This window comes from Streptomyces sp. ISL-94 (assembly GCF_018614075.1).
GTDB lineage: Bacteria > Actinomycetota > Actinomycetes > Streptomycetales > Streptomycetaceae > Streptomyces.
In genome coordinates this window covers 111904-131582 of sequence record NZ_JAGGOZ010000013.1, presented here as the reverse complement: position 1 = coordinate 131582, position 19679 = coordinate 111904, and the positions used below count along the sequence as shown (strand labels likewise).

The window sequence follows — 19679 nt, the reverse complement described above, 5'->3', positions numbered from 1 at the left end:
ACTGGGGGCGGGGCGCGATGCGGCGGAGCCTTGGACGGTACGAGCTGACGCACGAGCTGGGCCGGGGCGGGATGGGCGTCGTCTGGGCGGCCCACGACCGCGACCATGACCGTGAGGTCGCCGTCAAGCTCCTCGCGACGCGCGGCCGCGGTGCCGAACTGAGCACGCTGGAGCGCCGGTTCCTGCGCGAGATCCGCCTGACCGGTCGCCTGCGGCACCCGGGCGTCCCCGCCGTCCACGACCACGGCAACCATGAGGGCGAGCTGTATCTGGTCATGGATCTCGTCCCGGGCCGGGCCTTGGACGCCGTCCTCAAGAACGACGGCCCCCTACGCGTCGAGCAGGCGGCGGACGTGGCCCGCCAGGTGTCCGAGGTGCTGTCCTACGCCCACGGTCAGGGGGTCGTGCATCGCGACCTGAAGCCGTCGAACCTGATGCTGACCCCCGACGGGGAGATCAAGGTCCTGGACTTCGGGGTCGCCGCGGCGCTGGAGCCCCAGCCGGGCGAGACCCGTTTCACCGCTGCCAACGCCACTCCCGGCACGGTCGTCTACATGGCGCCCGAACAGGCCGTCGGCCGAACCGTGCCCGCCGGCGACCTGTACTCGCTGGGGTGCGTCCTGTACGAACTGCTCACCGGCACGCCCCCCTTCACGGACGCCAGCCCGTTCATGCTGTACCACCGGCACGCCAACGACCCCGTCCCGCCGCTCGCCGATCGCCGTCCCGGCGTACCGGACGGCCTGCGGACGCTGGTCGAGCGGCTGCTGGAGAAGAAGCCCGAGGACCGGCCCGCCTCCGCCGAGGAGGTGGCCGCCCTGCTCGGGGCCTGGGCGCCCCGACCGGCTCCCGTCACCGGCACCGCGCCCGCTCACCCGCGGCTGGCCGAGCTGGCCGCCCTGCGCCGGGCGGGTCGTCCGGCCCGCGCTCTGGAGGAGTACCGCGCGCTGATGGCCGGCCCCGGCCTCGACCGCGCGGGCACGCTCGCCGCCCGGGTCGGAGCCGCCCTGTGCGCGGGGGCGCTCGGCCGCACCCGTGAGGCCCTGGGCGAGCTGAAGTCCGTCCTCGCCGAACAGCGCAGCCTGCTCGGGCCGGGCCACCCCGCCGTGCTGGACACCCGCTACGAGATCGCCGTCCTGCTGATCCGCACCGGAGAACGGCATGCCGCCGGGGAGCTGCTACGCCGCCTGGCCGAGGAGGAGGAGACGGTCCTGCCCGAGTCCGACGCCGGGCGCGGACGGAGCCGGAAGCTGCTGGAGCGGCTGCGCCGCATGGGCTGAGGAGCACCGGTGATCCCAAGCGCCGAGGCGATGCTTTGTAAGCTGTGTTCACAGGAAGTGGCTCGTGCTAATCTGCCGTCACGTCGGTCCGGAGGGGAGACAGGACACGGGACACTGTCTACGGACGACGGCAGGTGAACACCGAGGGGAACAGCGCCCATGACGCCAGCAGCTCAGCGCGAGACCGAGCGGACGGGGGCGCAGCCGCTCCCCCAAGAAGGGAATCTGGTCGAGGTACGCGGCCAGTCCTGGGTGGTCGCCCGCGTCGAGCCGTCCCGGTCCGGTGACGGCGATGCCGGCGCCGAGGAGCGCAGGGCCGCGACCCTCCTCCACCTCCAGTCCGTCGCCGACGGCCGCTTCGGCGACACCCTCTCCGTCATCTGGGAGGTCGAACCCGGCCGCCGCGTCCTGCCCGCCGGTTCCCTGCCGGACGCCTCCACCGGCGCCTACGACTCCCCGAACCGCCTCGCCGCGTTCCTCGACGCCGTCCGCTGGTCCGCCGTCGCCTCCGCCGACGCCAGGACCCTCCAGGCCCCGTTCCGCTCCGGCGTCGCCGTCGAGCCGTACCAGCTGGAGCCGGTCTCCCGGGCGGTCGGCGCGCCCCGCGTCAACCTCCTCCTCGCCGACGACGTCGGCCTCGGCAAGACCATCGAGGCCGGCCTCGTCGTGCAGGAACTGATGCTGCGCGGCCGGGCCCGCCGCACCATGGTCGTCTGCCCGGCCGGCCTCACCCTCAAGTGGCGCGACGAGATGGCCGAGAAGTTCGGCCTGGAGTTCACCATCGTCGACTCCGAGCACTGCGCCCGCCTGCGCCGCACCCACGGCACCGCCGCCAACCCCTTCCGTGTCCACCCGCTGACCATCGTCTCCCTGCCCTGGCTGCGCGGCCACAAGGCCCAGCGCCTCCTCGACGAGGTCATCGGCGCCCCCGAGGAGAGCCCCGACGGTGAGCACAAGCGCTTCTTCGACCTGCTCGTCCTCGACGAGGCGCACCACGTCGCACCCGCCGCGCCCAAGCAGGTGTACGCGGTGGACTCCCAGCAGACCAAGCTGATCCGGCGCCTCGTCCCGCACTTCGAGCACCGTCTCTTCCTCTCCGCCACCCCGCACAACGGCTACCCCGAGTCGTACACGGCGCTCCTCGAACTCATCGACGACCAGCGCTTCGCACGCGGCGTGGACCCGGACAAGGAAGCGCTCAAGGACACCGTCGTACGACGCCTGAAGTCGACGGTCACCAACGCCGACGGCACGCCCCGCTTCCGCGCCCGCACGACCCTCGAACTCTCCGTCGACTACACCCCGCAGGAACGGGCGATCCACCAACTGCTTGGTTCCTTCGCCGAGTTGCGGCGCAAGAAGCTGACTCCGAACGCCCGGGGCGGCCGCCGCGCCGCCGACCTGGTCACCCTCCTGTTGAAGAAGCGGCTGTTCTCCTCGCCGGCGGCCTTCCTCCACACCGTCCAGGTCTACCTCTCCCACCTGGAGGACACAGGCCCCGCGCGCGGCCGCACAGCCGCAGCCGAAGTCCCCGAGTGGCTGGAGGAGTTCGCCGACCTCGTCGCCGATCTCGACGACACGGGTCTGGTCGACGCCGAGGACGACGCCCTGACCCGCTCCACCTCGCTCACCCCGGCCGAGGACGGCCAGGAACTGGACCTGCTCCAGGAAATGGAGCGCTGGGCCCTCACCCACGAGGCCGCGCCCGACTCCAAGGCGGACGCGCTCATCCGCGAACTCAAGGCGATCTGCCGGACGTCCGACGGCAAGCACTGGACGAACGAACGGGTCGTCGTCTTCACCGAGTACCGCGACACCCAGAAGTGGCTCCATGACCTCCTCCAGCAGGAGCAACTCACCGACGGGGGCCGCGTCGAGCGGCTGCACGGTGGCCTGCCGACCGATGAGCGTGAGCGCATCCGCCTCGGCTTCCAGGCCGACCCGTCCCGCGCGGAGGGCAAGGTCCGCATCCTGCTGGCCACCGACGCCGCCGGCGAGGGCATCGACCTCCAGAACCACTGCCACCGCCTGATCAACTACGACATCCCCTTCAACCCCAACAAGCTCGAACAGCGCATCGGCCGCATCGACCGCTGGGGCCAGAAGCACGACCCGGAGATCACCCACTTCATCGGCTCCGGCTGGCAGCAGGCGCAGGCCGGCTCGTACGAGGCCGACCTGGAATTCCTCTCCCGGGTGGCCAAGAAGGTCGCGCGCATGGAGCACGACCTCGGCTCCGTCAACGCCGTCCTCGCCGACGCCGTACAGCGCCGGATGACCGGCGACACCGCACCGGTCGACATCGAGAACGCCAAGCCCAAGCCGATCAAGGGCCGCCGCACGGGCGGCGAGGTCGCCCCCGAGCAGAACGTCACGGCGCAGACGAAGCGGCTCGCAGACCAGTACGACGAGACGGTCAGCGCGCTCGGCCTCACCCCGGGCAACGTCAAGCGTGTCGTGGACACCGCGCTGGCGCTGGACAACCAACCGCCCCTGCTGCCGTCCCCGCTGCGAGCGGAGGACTTCGAGCCGGGCGACCTCTTCGACGTACAGCCCCTGTCCGGCAGCTGGGAGCGGGCCACCCGCGGCCTCGCCCACAAGCTCCGCGAGGGCGAGCAGCGCCCGCTCACCTTCTCCCCGGCGGTGGCCGCCCAGGGCAGGGACGACGTGGTCCTCGCCCACCTCAAGCACCCGCTCGTGGCGCTCTCCACGCGGCTGCTGACCGCGGCCGTCTGGAACGCGGACTCGATCGGCCTGCACCGCGTCACCGCCGTCGTGTCCGACGATCCGGCCGTGACCACGACCCTCGTCTCCGCGTACGCGCGGTACGTCCTCGTCGGCGCCGACGGCACCCGCCTGCACGAGGAAGTGCTGTACGCGGGCGGCTGGTTCGGCGACACCGGCCGCTTCCGCCGCTGGGAGTCGGTGGGTGAGCAGGGCAGGGTCCTCTCCCAGGCCCTCACGGCGGGCATCGAGGCGGCCCCGCACCTGCGCAGGGAACTCACGGATGCCTGGTCGAAGCTCCGCGATCCTCTCTACCGGTCCCTGGAGGCCCGCGCCGGCGAACTCGGCCGCCAGCTGGAGAGCAGGCTCGCCGACCGCCGGGCGGAGGAGGAACGCCGTATCACCGCGACCCTCGACCGCTTCGAGGCCACCCTGCGCGCCAAGCTCAAGGAGGAGGGCGAGGGCGAGGGCGAACAGCTCGCGCTGCTGTCCACCCACGAGCTGACCGGCCACGAGCGCCGCCAGTTCGAGGACGACCGCCGCCGCTGGGACGACCGTTTGAAGGGTCTGCCCGCCGAACGCGAACGCGAACTCGCCGCCATCGCCGCCCGCTACCGCGAGCCCCGCTCCCACCTCTTCCCCGCCGCCGTCGTCTTCGTGATCCCCGCAAAGGAAGCCCGCCGATGAGCCCCCGCCGCCCCGTGAGCTCCGGAGTAGCCGCAGCCAAGGCACAGGCCGTAGACGGCCGCCGGCAGCACCAGGAGTGGCTCGACCTCACCGAGGTCTCCGGCCCCTTCCTGACCATGCCCGTCCTGCTGCGCGCCTGGCCCCAGCTGGACGCCCTGGAGAAGGACGAGCGCGCCCGCCTGCGCGCCCGCCACGCCGACTGGCAGACGGACACGACGGCGGGCCGCGACGAGTGGGTGGCCTACGTGCTCGGCCGCCTGCTGGGCTGGGACGACACGTTGGCGTTCCGCCAGGGCGACTCGGAGCACCACGGCCTCGACCGCCTCACCCTGCGCGTCGCGGAGCACAACACCGAGGTGCGCCCCGACTTCGCGCTGGTCGAACCGGGCACGGACCTCGCGGTCGAACCGGACGCGGAGTCGGCCGCCAAGCGGGTACGCCTGCTCGGCATGACGGTCCCGGCCGGAACGGCGCCCACGGCCCGCGTCGGCGGTGGCGGCGACTGGTCCGCGGCCCCCGCCGACCGCCTGGCCCGGCTCCTGCGCCACCACGGCGTACCGCTCGGCCTGGTCACCGACGGCCGCTGGTGGTGCCTGGTCTGGGCCCCGCTCGGCGGCGTCACGACCACGGCCGTCTTCGACTCCATCGGCTGGAACGAGCGGGCCGAGCGCAACGTCGTCCGCGCGTTCGTGTCCCTGCTGCGCCGCCGCCGCTTCTTCGAGTACGACGACGCCGAGACGCTGGTGGGCCTGCTGAAGGCGAGCCTCGCGGCGGGCGAGGACGTCACCGAGGCGCTGGGCGTCCAGGTCCGCCAGGCGGTCGAACTCCTCGTGGACGCCATAGGGCGCGCGGACGTCCGCGCGGTCGAGCACGGGGCGCCGGGCCTCCACGCGTCCGGGGTCGGCGCGGGCGAGGTCTACCGCGGCGCGGTGGCCGTCATGATGCGCATCGTCTTCCTGCTGTTCGCGGAGGAGCGGGGCCTGCTCCCGGCGGACAACGAGGTGTACGCCCGCTCCTACTCCGCCCGCTTCCTGCGCGACGAGCTGAAGGCGCGGGCGGACGAGGAGGGCGAGACGTCGCTGGAGCACACGACGTCCGCGTGGCACCGCCTGATCGCCCTCTTCCACGCCGTGCACGGGGGAGTGGACCACCCCGGCTCCGGCTTCCACCTGCCGGCGTACGACGGTTCGATCTTCGACCCGGACAAATACCCGTGGCTGGAGCGCACCACCCCGCTCCTCCCGATCGACGACCGCGCGGTGCTCCACATCCTCCAGGCCGTACAGGAAGTCCGCGTCGGAAAGGGCAAGGACCGGGAAGTCCGTACGCTCAGCTTCCGCGCGCTGCACGTCGAGCAGATCGGCTATGTGTACGAGGGCCTGCTGTCGTACGACGGGCGCAGGGCCACCGAGCACATGGTCGGGTTGATCGGCCCGGATGGTCTGGAACACGAGGTCACGCTGCGGGAGTTGGAGGCGCTGGCGGCGAAGGCCGGCGGTTCCGTGGGGACGCTCGCCAAGTCCGTCCACGAGAAGTGGAAGGACCCCAAGCCCCCGGCGACGGCGGGCCAGCTGGAGAAGAAGCTGGCGCCGCTCGGGGCGGAGGCGTCGGCGGAGGCCCGTCGCCGCCTGAACGCGGTGACGAAGGACCCGGCGCTCACGGAGCGGTTGCTCCCCTTCGTCGGCATCCTCCGGGACGACCTGCGGGGCCTGCCGACGGTCATCCCGAACGGCGCGCTGTACGTCACGGAGTCCTCCCTCCGCAAGAACACGGGCACGCACTACACGCCCCGCTTCCTCGCGGAGGAGGTCGTGCTGCACGCGCTGGAGCCGCTGGTGTACGAGCCGGGCCCGCTCCAGACGGCGGACACGGGGGAGTGGCGCCTGAAGTCGGCGGACCAGATCCTCGACCTCAAGGTCGCGGACATCGCGATGGGCTCGGCGGCGTTCCTGGTGGCGGCGTGCCGTTACCTGGCGGACCGGCTCATCGAGGCCAAGGAGAACGACGGCGACCTGAAGGCGATGGCGTACCGGGCCGGCCGCGCGGTGGACGCCGTGACGGCGGCGGACGCCGAACAGGACCCGGTGGTCGTGGAGGCGCGGCGCCAGATCATCGAGCACTGCCTGTACGGGGTCGACATCAACCCGATGGCGGTTGAAATGGCCAAGCTGTCGCTGTGGCTGGTGTCGATGGACCCAGGGCGACCGTTCACGTTCCTGGACGACCGGTTGGTGGCGGGCGACTCGCTGCTGGGCGTGCACACCATGGACCAGATCCAGTCGGTGCACATGAAGCCGGGGCAGCAGACCGACATCCTGGCTGAGCAAGCGCGGCAGATGGTGGACCAGCTGACGCAGGAGCGGTTGGCCATCACGGCCATCAAGGGGGTTGACCTGCCTGCGCTCCAGGAGAAGCGGGAGCGGCTGGAGGAGGTCAACCGGCATTCGCGGCGACTGCGGTTGGTGGGCGACCTCATTACGGGTGCGGCGCTGGCTACTTGCGCTTCGGGGCGGGTGCCTTGGTACGAGGAGGACGGCGGGGAGCGGGTCAGGGACCTGTTCCCTCGGGCTGCGTGGATCGTGCAGCGGATCATGGAGGACGGGGTCGAGGACGACTCCGAGGTGGTGCGGGCAGCTCGGGCTACGGCGGAGGAGTGGCTGGGGGCGGAGCTGCCGGAGGGGGCGTTGGAACGGCGGCCGGTGCATTGGCCGTTGGTGTTTCCGGAGGTGTTCACCCGACGGGGAGGCTTCGACGCCATTGTAGGGAATCCTCCCTTTCTTGGGGGCAGTAAAATCACAGGAGCGTTCGGGGACGCTTACCGCGAGTACTCGGTGGAGAATGTCGCGCGAGGTAGACGAGGAAATGCTGACCTCGTCGGGTACTTCTGTCTGAGGGTGCACGATCTGATGAACGCGGCGGGGCAAGGAGCCCTGATTGCCACGAATACCCTAGCTCAGGGAGACACCCGTGAAGTTGGCCTGGATCAGCTTATTTCGCGAGGTGTTCAGATTCGCAGAGCCATCAAGAGCCGTCCTTGGCCGTCGAGGTCGGCTGCGCTTGAGTACTGTGCAGTATGGTCCAGTTCGGTTACTCCGGGCCCTGATTCCCTCTCTGTGTTGGATGATCTTGCCATCCCGAACGGGATTTCGTCATCACTCAACGCAGACACGAGGATGAGCTCTTGGGGCGAACGTTTGAAGGGGAATGCGAACTTCTCTTTCAATGGCAGCAAAGCTGACAGTCTGGGGTTCACCCTGCCCGAGCAGGATGCGAGGGCATGGATTGCCGAGGATAAGTCGTACAATGACGTCCTTTTCCCATACTTGAATGGGCAAGATCTCAATCAGCGGACCATGAGGGATCCGGTGCGGTGGATCATCTTCTTCCGTGGCTGGGAGGAAAGCGTTGCGAAGAGGTATCCCAGGGCGTACGCGAAGGTTCTCCGTGAAGTCAGGCCTGAGCGGGAACTCAACAATCGTGCCGCACGGCGTGATCGCTGGTGGCAGTTCGCTGAGCGGGCACCAGGTATGTACAGCGCGATTGCGTCGTTGGAGCAGTGTCTAGTTGTTGCTCGAGTGAGCAAGGTGATCATGCCGATGCTTGTCGCAACAGGACAGGTGTTCAGTGAACAGCTGATCGTGTTCGCTTCCGACGATCTTGCTCTCCTGGCCTTTCTCTCCAGTGCGCCGCACTACTGGTGGTCAATTGATCGTGCCTCCACCATGAAGGGTGATCTGCGTTACACCTCGAGTGATGTCTTTGAGACCCTCGTTCGCCCTCGACTGCCGGAACATCTGTATCGCGTAGGTGCTCAACTGAACTCGCATCGCCGTGATTTGATGGCCGCTCGTAACCTGGGTCTTACCGACACCTACAAGCTGTTTCACAATCCCGAGTGTCAGGACGAGGAAATCGTCGAACTCCGCCGTATACACAAAGAGATCGACAAGGGTGCTGTTGAAGCGTATGGCTGGCACGACCTCCTGGATGAGTCCGGAGAGACGGTGCCGGTTGATCTTACTTATAAAACCTTCTCGCTTGACCACGGCTTTCACGAGACTGACCAGGGCGTCCGCTACACCGTTGGCCTACCCGCCCGGACCGAAATCATCGACCGCCTGCGCCAGCTGAACCACCAGGCATACGCCGACGAGGTTCATCTCGGCCTGCACAAGGGCGTGACGGAGAAGAAGGCGAGGGAGAAGCACCCTGACCTGCCCCCACCCTCACCCGAAGCCATCCGGAAGCGCAAGGAGCAGCTTGCCGCGCGAGGTGGGTCGGATTTCGGTGAGGGCGCTGAGGGCGCCCTGTTCTGAGCCGTCGGCATGACAACGGGCTCGCTCACGTCACCCCAGTGACGTGAGCGAGCCCGTTGTTCCGCTCAGAAGCTGTAGTCGGCCCTACCCCACCGCGAGTGCCACGAACGCCGCCCACTCGCCCCGGCCCACCCGCAGCACCGGCCCGTCACCCACGGCCTTCGAGTCACGTACGTACACAGCGTCCAGGCCGGCGGCCACCTCCACGCAGTCGCCGCCGTCCGATCCGCTGTAGCTGCTCTTGAACCAGTGCAGCCCGTACACGTGCTCGGCCATCTGCTCCACGCTCATGTTTCTCCCACCATCCGTTCGATGAGTCGCGCGGACTCCTCGACGTTCAAGGCCTGCGATCGCAGCTTGCCATATCGCATGGCGAAGGCACTGACCTCGGTGGGCTCTGAGACGACGCACCCCACGCCTTGGGACTCGAAGTAACCGAGGTGCTTGTGCTCGTGCGTCTCCGCCACTACGAACGGACCGTTCTTGCCTGGGTGGAAGCCCCGCTGGGCGGGCATGACCTGGACATCTACATTCCGCAACGCGCCCACCTCCAGCAGTCGTTGCCACTGTGCGCGCATCACCTCCGGGCTGCCCACCGGATCGCGCAACGCCTCCTCACTGATGACGAAGGACAACTCAGCGAGCGGCATCCGCGTGAGTAGTTTCTGCCGACTCAGCCGCGCCTCCGTGTGCTGGTCGATGATCTCCTCGCTGAGCGGAGGACAGTGCCCGGCGAAAACTGCCCGCGCATACTCCTCCGTCTGCAACAGCCCCGGCACCAGCAGCGGATCGTACGAGAACCGGCTCACCACCTCCGCCTCGATCAACGCGAAGTTACGGAAGAACCGAGGCAACTTCGCCCTATCCACCTCCTCCTGGAGCGCCTCCAGAACCCCGCCCGCCTCCAGCGCCTGCTCCGCCGCCGCCGTGAACGCGGCCTTCGCCGGCCGCCGCCCCTGCTCCACCGAGGCGACCTGCTCCAGCGAGTAGCCGATCGCATCCCCGAGCTGTTGCTGGTTCAACCCGGTCCGCTTCCGCAGGTACTGCAACAGCACCCCGTACGCCGACCAAACCCCCGGCACATCGGGCCCCTCGTCCTTGGTCTTCGCGCCCCGCCCCGTCCGCGTGTCCTTTACGTCCCGTACCGTCCTCACAGTCCCACGCCCTTCCCATCCCGCTCCGCGCCCCGCCCACGGCCGCGCTCGCCACCGGTTCATGTCCAACGCGACGCGCGGGAACCGGGACACGCGCCGGACCCGTACAACGCCCGTACAAGCCCCGTACAACCAAGCCCACCGCCGGCCACCCCCGCCGTACGACGAAGGGGACGTACGGCCGTCGTACCTGGTCAGCGGTGCAGGCACCCCGTCACGCTGACACCGTGACCGACCATCAGCTCACCGCCGCGGCGAAGCCGCCTCTCACGCCAGTCCGCCAACTGACCCTGCGCTTCAGCAGCACGAGGCGCGGTGCCCGCCTCGCCCGCCGGCTCGCCGTCCAGCCGTTCACCGAGTGGACGGGCCTCCCGTACGACTCCGACCCGGCCCGTGCCGTCGCCCTCGTCACCGCCGAACTGGCGTCGAACGCCATCCGCCACGGCCGCCTCCCCGGCCGGGACTTCCGGTTGACGCTGCTCCTCCTGCCCGACCGCTTCCGCGTCGAGGTGACGGACACGCGCCCCGAGCGCCTCCCACCACTCGTGATGACACCGCCCGGCGACGAGACCTCGGGCCGCGGACTGCTGCTCGTCCAGGCATACGCCGACCATTGCGGATACACGGTCCGCGACGCGTACACGAAGACCGTCTGGGCGGAGATCCTCACCCACGGACACGCCCCACCGAACACCGACCATCAGACGCACGGCACGTAACAGTCCAGCCTCCGGCCCACCTGCCTGGCAGAGCCTCCACGGCGGGGCTCGACGCCGTCGCCCGGGTCAGACCAGCCGCCTGCCCTGGGCGAACCACGCGGCCTCTATCTGGTCCGGCAGGACTCCCTCCCGTTGTGCGTGGTCATGGGCGAGAGCCAGGTAGCGGCTGTAGCGCGGCGTGGTCCAGCCTCCTCCGCGCCACTTCTCGCCGGAGTCGACTGCCCGCAGAGCCAGGGCGACGAAACGGTCCAGGATCAGCGGACGCCACGCCCCAGCACACTGCTCGTGCCCGGCGAAGTACAGCACCTTGGTGAAGAACGCCGGGCCCAGGAACCTGATCCGGTGGTCGTTGTTGAAGGCGTAGTACGCCGCGACGGCCCCCTCCTCCTGGAGGATGCCCAAGGCGGCTCCCAGGTGCGTATCGATGTCTCGGGGCGGGGACTCCGCGAAGACGCGTGCGCGCCGCGCGACCGACTGGGCTCTGGTCCCGGTGCCCCAGACGAGGGCTGCGGTCAGAAGGTGGCGTCGGCCTTCGGCGGTGTCCGAGCGCCGGGCGATGCCGAAGACCGTGCTGCGGTCGACCCTGGTCCGGCCGGCCACCGTTGGGCAGTCGTCGAGTTCCGCGGGCCACCAGTCCGGGCCGGGCAGGCAGGGCAGCCAACGCGCCCGGTCGAACGGGATCTTCTGGCTGAGCACCTCGTCGCGGCCGGGGACCGCAGTGCCGTCCGGCATGATGGCCACCTCGGTCGCGCTCATGGTCTGAGTGTCGCGTATCGCATCATCAACACCTCGATATCGGGACGGTGTCGCACACGACGCGGGCCATACTGGGAGCATGCTCGCTTCCAGCGGTCAGCTCTCGCCGCTCCAACAACACCTGTTGCAGGAACTGGATCTGTGTGACCTCCCGGCTCCCGAAAGGGAACCGGAGTCCTATCTGGCCCGCGACCTCGACACGGACGAGATCCGGGACGCCTTGCCGACCCTGGTGTGGGCCGGACTGGTGGAGCGGCGGGGTGGCGACCTGGGCAGCCTCGCGCTCACCCCGCTCGGAGCGGCGGCCCTGCGCGCGGCGGAGTGCGACGAGCTGACGGCTCGCCTGAGCGCGGTGGCATCCTTCGCCGACACCGTGTCCACGGGCGCGGCGCCCCGCCCCGCCGGGCTCGCCCTGAGACGACTCGCGGAGGGGACATGGAACTTGGAGCAGGCGAAGTCCTACGTCCGCACCGGTGAGACGGGCGCCGACCGCTCATGACTCGTCCGCCCGGCCGAAGTCAAGGACGACGCGGCGACGGGCGCGAGTCGCCCCGGGCTGCGGCGGGAGCACGCCCGCCGATGTGAGGTCGGTGACGGTGATGACCGGCGAACCCACGATCTTCGTGGTGAGCGCCTGCTGCGCGGGTGCGAGGTCGACCAGCCGCCGCAGGACGGACAGCAGGTCGATCAGTTCCCCGGTCCACTCGCTCGGCCAGGACGTGATGTGGATGTCGTCGAGCGGGCTGGTCTTCCGGCTGGTGGGGGAGGCTTTGCGGTAACCGAACCACTTCTTGACGACGTTCATCCCGCCGACTTCGTAGTTCCAGACCTCGGGCGGGACACCCGTGAAGGTGCCCGGCCCCACGCGCAGGGTGCCGGTCTCCGTGTCGTAGCCGAGGGCGTCGGGCACGGTGGTGCCGATCCCCGTCTCGTACCGCACCTGCCGCGGGTCTCCCGCCGGGAAGGCGACGCTCTCCTGGCCCGGCTCCTGCCCGGCTGGAGGGGTGCTGACGTCGCCGTATGTCGCCGCCCACAGGAACTCGCGGCCGACGCGGACCGCTTCGCTCCACAGCACCGGGTCTCGGGTGAGGGGTAACCGGACACCTGGGGTGAGCAGTTCCTCGGCGAAATGCTCCGTGAAGGCGCTGTGCCCGGCGACGGCCACGGCGTAGGCGGCGAGGTCGTGCACGGTCACCTCGTCCGCGCCGAGGGCACCGGCCAGGTACCGGAGCAGTCCGGTAGGCACATTGGCACCGCCGTCGGGATGGAGGACGGGGTGCACCCTTCCGCCTCGGCCGTTGAAGTGGTGGGTGTCCGGTAACAGCGCGGTTGCCATCAGCGCGGGACCGCTGTGTATCTCATGGCTGCTCTGTTGATTGAGGAATACCTGCCCCGGCTGTAACGACTCCCACAGTTCCGTCCGAGGCCGGTCGATGACTCGGTTGTCCGCGATGAGCCACTGGCGGTCGAAACTCCGTAGTCCGATCCGTAAGAGCCGTGGGCTGGTCTGAAGCTCATCGAACATGCGCCGGTCGGGATGCGTAAACCCTGACAGGCTTGCCGGCCGCGAATCGAGACTGCGGCTATCAGTCTCCTTGAACAGGAGGGCCTTGGCCTCCGGGTCCGTCTCACCGCTGAGACGAGCCCATCGACGTTCAAGAACCGCCGTTGAAGGAGAGGTCACCCAGGACCTGTTAGACGTGATGCCAAGGCTTGCCCACGGAAACACCTCGTCCAGCGCCGGATAGTCGTCCCACCCGGACAAGGTGGCCGGAGTGAACGGCCGCACCCCTCGCGCATGCGCGTCCCGCCAGCCCCCGTCGTCCAGACTCACCTCCCGGAGCTGGGTGAACTTCTCCGGCCGCTTGCCCTGCAGGGCCCGGTAGTGGATGCGCGCGGGACGGTCGGAGTCGTGATCGGAGCGCCGTACGAACACGCAGATCGACAACGGCTGGGCGACATGGGGGAACACGCGGGTGGCCACGTCCGATCGCTGCCCCTCCGGCGACAGGTTGATGACCCACCCCTCGTCGCACGTCCTGCGCAGATAGTCGCGCATGCCCCGCCCGGCGGGACCGGTGGCGAACGCCGACGGGGTGATGAAGCAGACGACGCCGTGCCGGTCGTCCGCATGGGCGTCGAAGACCTTCCAGGTGGCCCAGCGCCAGAAGTAGACGTACAGGTTCTTCAGTGCGTGCTCGTAGCGGCCGTTGCCCGGATACCGGAAGTCGTCCAGGGGAGGACGGCCCTGACCTTTCACCCGTTTCTCGATCCACCCGCCGCGGTTCTCCGCCTTGTCGTCGTACGGCGGATTGGAGATGACCACGGTGACGGGGACGTTGGCCTTGACGTGGTTGGCGCGAGCGCGTGACACGGAGAGGGCGGCGTACGTAGAGGCGAGTTGCTCCTCTTGGACGTAGGGGTCGTCGAGCGTGTCCGTGACGTGGAGGTTGAGTCCGCCCGGCGGGAGTGGGGCGCCGTGCTTCTTGAGCAGGTCGGCGGCCCGGAGTTCGGCGACGGCGAACGGGCCCATCTGGAGCTCGAAGCCGTACAGTCGCTGAGCCAGCCGGCCGATCGCGTCGGGTGCCATGGCCTCGCCGTGCCGCTCGGCAGCCTGTCGCGCCACCCGCTCGATGACGGTGTGCAGGTAGGTGCCGGTTCCCATCGCGGGGTCGACGATGTACACGCTCTCGTCGCCGTAGCCGCGCGTCTTGCCGAGGCGGGTGCGCAGTACCTCTTCGGCGATCCGCACCATCTCCTCGACGACCTGGTGCGGGGTGTAGTACGAGCCGCTGCGCTGGCGGAGGTTGTCATCATAGGCGGAGAGGAACGACTCGTAGAGGTGGAGGTAGGCGTCCCGGTTGCCCTGCCGGATGGTCTCCCAGTCGACGGCCGCGACGGTACGGGCGAGGAGGTTCAAGGTCACTTCGAACCGCTCGTTGACATTGTCGGTGAGCAGCTGAAGGGCTTTGCCCATCAGGGCGTGGCCCGCATTGAGGCGGCGGCCGATCTCGTGGAAGCTCGTGTCGGTTACCGGGATGTGCTCGGTGCGGGCGAGAAGCAGCGCGAAGGTGACCGTCTGGGCATAGCCGTCGGCGAAGGTCGCGTCGTCCGCGGTGGGGAAGAGCAGCCGGCGCCAGTCGCTTCTGAGGCCGGTGAAAGGACGGTCGGCGGCGGCGTCGGCCGCGTTCAGCCCGGCTTCGGCCCGTAGCTGTTCCCGTACGGCCTCGCGCAGCAGGCGGCACAGCGGAGCGATGTGCTGGACGAGTACCGAAACGCGTCGGATCTCCGGCGGTTCCCAGCAAAGCACGGCCTGTGCCAATGCGTCGAAGGCGGCGAGGTCGCAGGGGTTCAGTTTCTCCCCGGCACTCTTCAAGCTGCCCGACAGCACGACCTCCGCACCGACCGGCGCGCCGTATTGGAACACACGCCAGTGGGTCCCGTTGGTGTAGAGCAGGTTGGGGAGGTCGCGCAGGCGTTCCCACTGCCTCTTGTCGTGACCGGTGAAGGAGTCGGGGTCGATGCTCTTTCCGGGCCGCTTCACCTCGATGTAGCCGGTCACGTCCTTGTTGACGCGCACGGCGTAGTCGGGTCGTACCCCCAGGTGCGGGATGCGGGTCTCCGGGTACCAGCCGATGTCGGGGCGGGCATGGTGCGCGGCGATCGTGCGGAACAGCTGCTCCAGAGGGCTGCGGATGGCTGCCTCGCGGTCACCGGGGCCCGACAGGTTCCGTTTGCATTCGGCGCCGAAGACGGAAACGGCCTCCTGGAGCCACTGAAGACGTGCGTCAGCCATGGATCGTCCCCCCATCCCTCCGGCCCCGGACGAGATACGGGACCAGCCCCTCCTGCGAAGTATGGGACAGCTACATCCCAAATGGGCAGGGGCGTGCAGGAGTTCAGACGAGGTGCGGTGCGCCCCACAGCACAGTCGAACGGAGTTGGTTGCCCCGGAAGGAGCCGAGAACACTCACATCTTGTGAGCTCCGCGCACAAGGAAGGCGCTGGTGGTTGTTGACGTCGAGGGGGCTCGCTCAGGTGCGCGGCCTGGTGGAGGGCCTCGCCCTGCCTTCGACTGGGTGCCTCCTTCGCGGCTCACGCTCAGCGCATGCGATCAGCGCCAGGAAGTCGTCGGCATGACCTGGTCATTGTTCCAGCCGGACCGGCATCAGGAGCGAGAAGGCGCCCTCGTCGTCGGGCCGGCGGATCGCGAGCGGCGCCGTGGGCGCGCCCAGTTCCAGGAGCAACTCGTCCCGGGCTCCGGCCGCGAGCGCGTGCAGCAGGAACGCGCGGTTGACGGCCACGTTGTTCTGGTCGTCGTCCCCGTCGTCACACACGATCACGGACCCGTTCTCCGCCACCCGGAGCACACTGAGGTCGTGAGGCTCACCGTCCTGCTCACGCGTCTCGCCCGTGCGGACCGGGCCGGTCTCCAAGGCCCGGCGGAAGGCCGCCGTATCGACGTGGGCCCGGCGACCGGCCGGGAGGTGGACGAGGCGACGGTAGTCGGGGAACTCGTGGCCGAGGCTCTGGCCGGATGTCTGCCGGTCGCCGGTCTTCAGGGTGACACGGTCACCCTCCACCGGCGAGGAGGGCGGGCTCCTCGCCGGTCAGCAGCGCCCGCATCGCGTCGGCGAGCGGAAGCGGCACGACGACCTGCGTCCGGGGCCCGCCGTGCCCGGTGGTGCGTACTCGCGCGACAGCCATCCGGTAGCGGTCGGTGGCCACGAGGTGGAGTTCCTTTCCCTCGACGTCGAACAGGATCCCGCCGAGCATCGGCAACTCCGCGTCGGTACCGGCGGCGAAGCGCACCGCGTCCAGCGCGGCGGCCAACTCCGGCGCGAGGACGGACAACCGGGCGATGGCGGTGGCGGTGTGGAGCGAGGTCATGGGGTCTGTCTCCCTGCGGTCGAGTAGCGTTCGGAGCGTGGAGAACTCGCTGCGGGCATCGGACAGCCCCAGCTCGAGACGGCGCAGGTGCGCTTGAAGGAGACCGCGCACCAGGTCCGTGTCCGCGCCGGCCCAGCCGGCCAGCGCGAGCCGGATGTCGGCCAGGGGCATGCCCGCCCGACGCAGCCGGGCCAGCAACCGGGCCTCCTCCAGCTGCTCGGGCTCGTACCAGCGGTAGCCGCTGACCGGGTCCACCCAGGCGGGGACCAGCACACCGGCCCGGTCGTAGAACCGCAGCGCACTCACGCTCAGTCCGCCGTCCCGGGCCATCTCCCCGATGCTGCGCATCTCGTTCTCCACACCCGGAACCCTGAGCCCTCGACAAGGTCGAGGGTCAACCCCGGCCACTCGGATTCGTCCCATGGCCGCCCATTTTCTACCGGCCCGAGAGGAAAGTAAGGGCACGGCGGTCCCTCCGCGCAGGATGCGGTGTCTCGCCGCCGGTGACCGCGCGGTCGGCTCTCTGAGAGGGTGCAGCCCCGTGACATTCGCGCATTCAGTCCCTCCGCGCCAGATCCAGCGCCGCCACCCCCACGAACCAGTCCAGCACTTCGCAGATCTCGTCACCGTGCTCCGCGAAGACCCTGACCGGGAAGGACGGGCGCAGCTCCAGCTTCGCCTCGGGCAGGTCGATGCCGTCGATCTTGTTCAGGCGGTTCAGGAGCCCCCGGCGCTGCTCCGTGTCGTCGAACGGGCTGCGGGTCTTCAGGTACTGGAAGACCACCTCGACCGTTCCGCTGACGGGGTAGATCCCGACCGGCCACATCAGGTGCGGCCGACGGCTGGTCCCGAGGTCCAGCATCGGGAAGCAGCTCGTCTCCTCGTGCCGGCCGTAGGTCACGTGGCCGCCCTGGCGGCGCCAGAAGTCGAGGATTGCCATGACTCCGGCGTACGCGTCGGGCCAGCTCTCCCGCAACTGCGCGCGGAACCGCTCGGCCGCCTCCGTGTCCTCCCCCTCCGGGAGTGGGTCCTGCGCTACGGGCTGCGCCACGTCCCTGCCCAGCAGGGTGGCCAGCTCGGCGGCGGACAGACGCTGGGAAGGGTGGGCCCGCCCCAGGGAGTCGAAGCGCACTCCCTCGCTCGCCAGCAGCTCCTGCGGCGGCGGCCGGTCACTGCCGTCCGCCCAGCGGAACGACGGGGAGATCCTGCCCTCCACGGTGAGCACCCGGTAGGCGCCGATCACGCTCGTATTGGCGCCCAGGTAGGCCCCGACGGGCACCGGGTGGCTGCCGATCAGCTCCGCGACATCGCCGTACGTCGTCCAGGTGCCGCTCGGCATCGCCACCAGGGCGGCCCGCAGCTCGATCCAGCCCGGCGATTCCTCACCGCTCGGCTTGACTCCGCCGATCGGACCGGGCCACAGTTCCACGGCGCGGTCGGCCAGACGGTCGGCACGTTCCAGGATCTGCGCCTTGCCCCAGCGCTGAGCCGAGGCGATCTCGAGGTTCATGCGCAGGGCACTGGAGTCGAGGATCTGCTGCTTTCGCTCGAAGGGGTGATTGGAAAGCTTAGAGTTGTCACCGGTCAGCGTCAGGTTGCCGAGCGTATGCACCAGCAGGTCGTGCAGCTCCTGCGGAGTTTGATTCGGCTCCGTCTCCTCTGCGAGCAGGTCGAACCACGCGGGAGCGGGGCGTTGCGGCAGGACGTGCTCCACACTGAGGGATGCCTTGACGAAGTCCACGGGCTCGGAGGCGCGGTAGCTCTCCTCCAGGCGGCGCAGGATGAAGCTGCGCTGTAGAGGGCGCCCGGACCAGTAGAACGGTTTGGCGCGGACCGCCTCGCGCAGTTCCTCGTCGCTCGGCCAACGCCGCCGCCGGCCGGACAGGAACCGCCGCACCGCCTCGGCGGCCGGCCGGTCGGTCTCGAGCTCCTTCGGCGCTTCCATGAAGATTCGGTTGAGGCCGCTCGTCGGCGTCTGACAGATCAGGCGTCGCACCAGATAGGACTCGACGTAGCCCAGCGCCTGCGCCGCGTCGTCGGGCGTCGTCCCGCCGACCGCGAGGAGATCCAGCAGGTGCAGCGCGAGAGGGTAGTGCGTCTGGCCGCCCCAGGAGGCCAGACGTTCCAGGACCGCCCGAAGGGCGGGGGACCGCTCACGCGCAGGGTCGGTGATCCGCAGGAATCGCTCGGCCCGCTCGGCAAGTTGCTCGATGTCGCGCTGCAGGGCGTCCTCGTCGCCGGCCAGCGGCTGGAGCCGCTTCTGCTGCTCGCGGTAGATCTCACTCTGCTTGGTCTTGTAGTGGCCGCGTACCACCAGATCGAGCCAGACCAGGAGGTCGAGGTTCTTCGGGCCGAGGCTCTGCTGCATGGGCAGCCACAGTTCCTGGTAGATCCGCTCGCCCCGCTTGGGCAGCAGCATGAACACGTAGTTGCGCAGCAGGTCGCTCTGACTGAGCCCGACACCCGTGTTGTTGATCGACTCGAAGATCCGGTACACGTTGTCGCCCGGCTCCGCGGTGATCTCCACGATGGAGAGCAGGTCCTTGAGTACGGTCTCGACCGTGGCGGTCCAGTGGTCGTCGCCCGCCTCGTGGCCCTGGGTGAGCGCACCGCGGAAGAACCGGTAGGCAGCCCCGATGTTGTCGCCCCCGCCGGCGTCCGCCCGGGACTGGACACAGGCGGTGTACGCGTCCCGGTCCGCCTGCGTGGGCAGCAACCGATAGTGGTCCGCGCCCTCGTGGAACTCGTTGACCAGTATCTGGCGGTGCACCCGGTCCACCCCGCGGGCGTCACCCGTCTCCTTCAGGTGGTCGCGCAGCGCGGTGAAGGCCAGCATCAGCGTGGTCAACCGCTGTTGTCCGTCCACCACCAGCCACCTCTGCACCCCGCCCGCCTGGATCTGACCGGGTGCGAGAACCACGGAGCCGAGAAAGTGCGGCGTGGCCGGCTCGCCGGCCAGGTGCTGGTCGACGAGTTCCCCGATGTCCTCCCACAGCCGCTGAAGCTGCTCCCTGCCCCAGCTGTACGTGCGCTGGTAAAGCGGCACCTGGAACTGCTTGTCCCCTTGGACGAGCTTCAGGAAGGTGATCTCCTGGGCGCGCATGCGCCTCCTTTCCCCATGACACTCCTGACGGGTGCCCAGGCCAAGCCCCG

At 69.3% G+C, this 19679-nt stretch carries 10 protein-coding genes and 1 pseudogene; 5 read left to right on the top strand and 6 right to left on the bottom strand.

Features of this window, described 5'->3' with window-relative positions:
- Nucleotides 1-17: 17 nt before the first annotated feature.
- From J7E94_RS04340 to J7E94_RS04330, 3 genes are all read left to right on the top strand, one after another.
- Nucleotides 18-1280: a serine/threonine-protein kinase gene (locus J7E94_RS04340; protein ID WP_215012426.1), complete on the top strand. Its 1263-nt coding sequence runs from the start codon at nucleotides 18-20 to the stop codon at nucleotides 1278-1280.
- 159 nt (nucleotides 1281-1439) lie between these two features.
- Nucleotides 1440-4691 (top strand): DISARM system SNF2-like helicase DrmD, encoded by a 3252-nt coding sequence (drmD, locus tag J7E94_RS04335; RefSeq protein ID WP_215012425.1) that lies wholly within the window; start codon nucleotides 1440-1442, stop codon nucleotides 4689-4691.
- Entirely contained in the window at nucleotides 4688-9007 is a 4320-nt protein-coding gene (locus tag J7E94_RS04330; RefSeq protein ID WP_215012424.1) for an Eco57I restriction-modification methylase domain-containing protein, read from the top strand. Before drmD ends, J7E94_RS04330 begins: the two co-directional genes overlap by 4 nt.
- A gap of 84 nt (nucleotides 9008-9091) precedes the next feature.
- On the opposite strand, the gene J7E94_RS04325 is transcribed toward J7E94_RS04330, so the two are convergent.
- Together J7E94_RS04325 and J7E94_RS04320 are read right to left on the bottom strand one after the other, a co-directional pair.
- Nucleotides 9092-9298, bottom strand: a complete 207-nt coding sequence (locus J7E94_RS04325) for a DUF397 domain-containing protein (protein WP_215012423.1) — start codon at nucleotides 9296-9298, stop codon at nucleotides 9092-9094.
- Nucleotides 9295-10161 (bottom strand): Scr1 family TA system antitoxin-like transcriptional regulator, encoded by an 867-nt coding sequence (locus tag J7E94_RS04320; RefSeq protein WP_308344531.1) that lies wholly within the window; start codon nucleotides 10159-10161, stop codon nucleotides 9295-9297. Before J7E94_RS04320 ends, J7E94_RS04325 begins: the two co-directional genes overlap by 4 nt.
- Nucleotides 10162-10388: 227 nt before the next feature.
- Here J7E94_RS04320 and J7E94_RS04315 point away from each other — a divergent pair, with 227 nt between their 5' ends.
- Nucleotides 10389-10880 (top strand): ATP-binding protein, encoded by a 492-nt coding sequence (locus J7E94_RS04315; RefSeq protein WP_215012422.1) that lies wholly within the window; start codon nucleotides 10389-10391, stop codon nucleotides 10878-10880.
- Nucleotides 10881-10946: 66 nt separating this feature from the next.
- Here J7E94_RS04315 and J7E94_RS04310 read toward each other — a convergent pair whose 3' ends face one another.
- Nucleotides 10947-11636 (bottom strand): hypothetical protein, encoded by a 690-nt coding sequence (locus J7E94_RS04310; protein WP_215012420.1) that lies wholly within the window; start codon nucleotides 11634-11636, stop codon nucleotides 10947-10949.
- 79 nt (nucleotides 11637-11715) lie between these two features.
- Here J7E94_RS04310 and J7E94_RS04305 point away from each other — a divergent pair, with 79 nt between their 5' ends.
- Nucleotides 11716-12135, top strand: coding sequence for a hypothetical protein (locus tag J7E94_RS04305; protein WP_215012419.1), 420 nt, complete (start codon nucleotides 11716-11718; stop codon nucleotides 12133-12135).
- Here J7E94_RS04305 and J7E94_RS04300 read toward each other — a convergent pair.
- From J7E94_RS04300 to J7E94_RS04290, 3 genes and pseudogenes are all read right to left on the bottom strand, one after another.
- Nucleotides 12130-15432, bottom strand: coding sequence for a type ISP restriction/modification enzyme (locus J7E94_RS04300; RefSeq protein WP_215012416.1), 3303 nt, complete (start codon nucleotides 15430-15432; stop codon nucleotides 12130-12132). The genes J7E94_RS04305 and J7E94_RS04300 overlap by 6 nt on opposite strands.
- Before the next feature lie 349 nt (nucleotides 15433-15781).
- Nucleotides 15782-16874, bottom strand: a pseudogene (locus J7E94_RS04295) (MerR family transcriptional regulator).
- Nucleotides 16875-17082: 208 nt separating this feature from the next.
- Nucleotides 17083-19629 (bottom strand): DUF262 domain-containing protein, encoded by a 2547-nt coding sequence (locus tag J7E94_RS04290; RefSeq protein WP_215012414.1) that lies wholly within the window; start codon nucleotides 19627-19629, stop codon nucleotides 17083-17085.
- Nucleotides 19630-19679 lie beyond the last annotated feature (50 nt).

Coding starts and splice junctions, on each gene's coding strand:
- J7E94_RS04340 (WP_215012426.1), top strand. CDS start 18: ATGCGGCGGAGCCTTGGACGGTACGAGCTGACGCACGAGCTGGGCCGG.
- drmD (WP_215012425.1), top strand. CDS start 1,440: ATGACGCCAGCAGCTCAGCGCGAGACCGAGCGGACGGGGGCGCAGCCG.
- J7E94_RS04330 (WP_215012424.1), top strand. CDS start 4,688: ATGAGCCCCCGCCGCCCCGTGAGCTCCGGAGTAGCCGCAGCCAAGGCA.
- J7E94_RS04325 (WP_215012423.1), bottom strand. CDS start 9,298: ATGAGCGTGGAGCAGATGGCCGAGCACGTGTACGGGCTGCACTGGTTC.
- J7E94_RS04310 (WP_215012420.1), bottom strand. CDS start 11,636: ATGAGCGCGACCGAGGTGGCCATCATGCCGGACGGCACTGCGGTCCCC.
- J7E94_RS04305 (WP_215012419.1), top strand. CDS start 11,716: ATGCTCGCTTCCAGCGGTCAGCTCTCGCCGCTCCAACAACACCTGTTG.
- J7E94_RS04300 (WP_215012416.1), bottom strand. CDS start 15,432: ATGGCTGACGCACGTCTTCAGTGGCTCCAGGAGGCCGTTTCCGTCTTC.
- J7E94_RS04290 (WP_215012414.1), bottom strand. CDS start 19,629: ATGCGCGCCCAGGAGATCACCTTCCTGAAGCTCGTCCAAGGGGACAAG.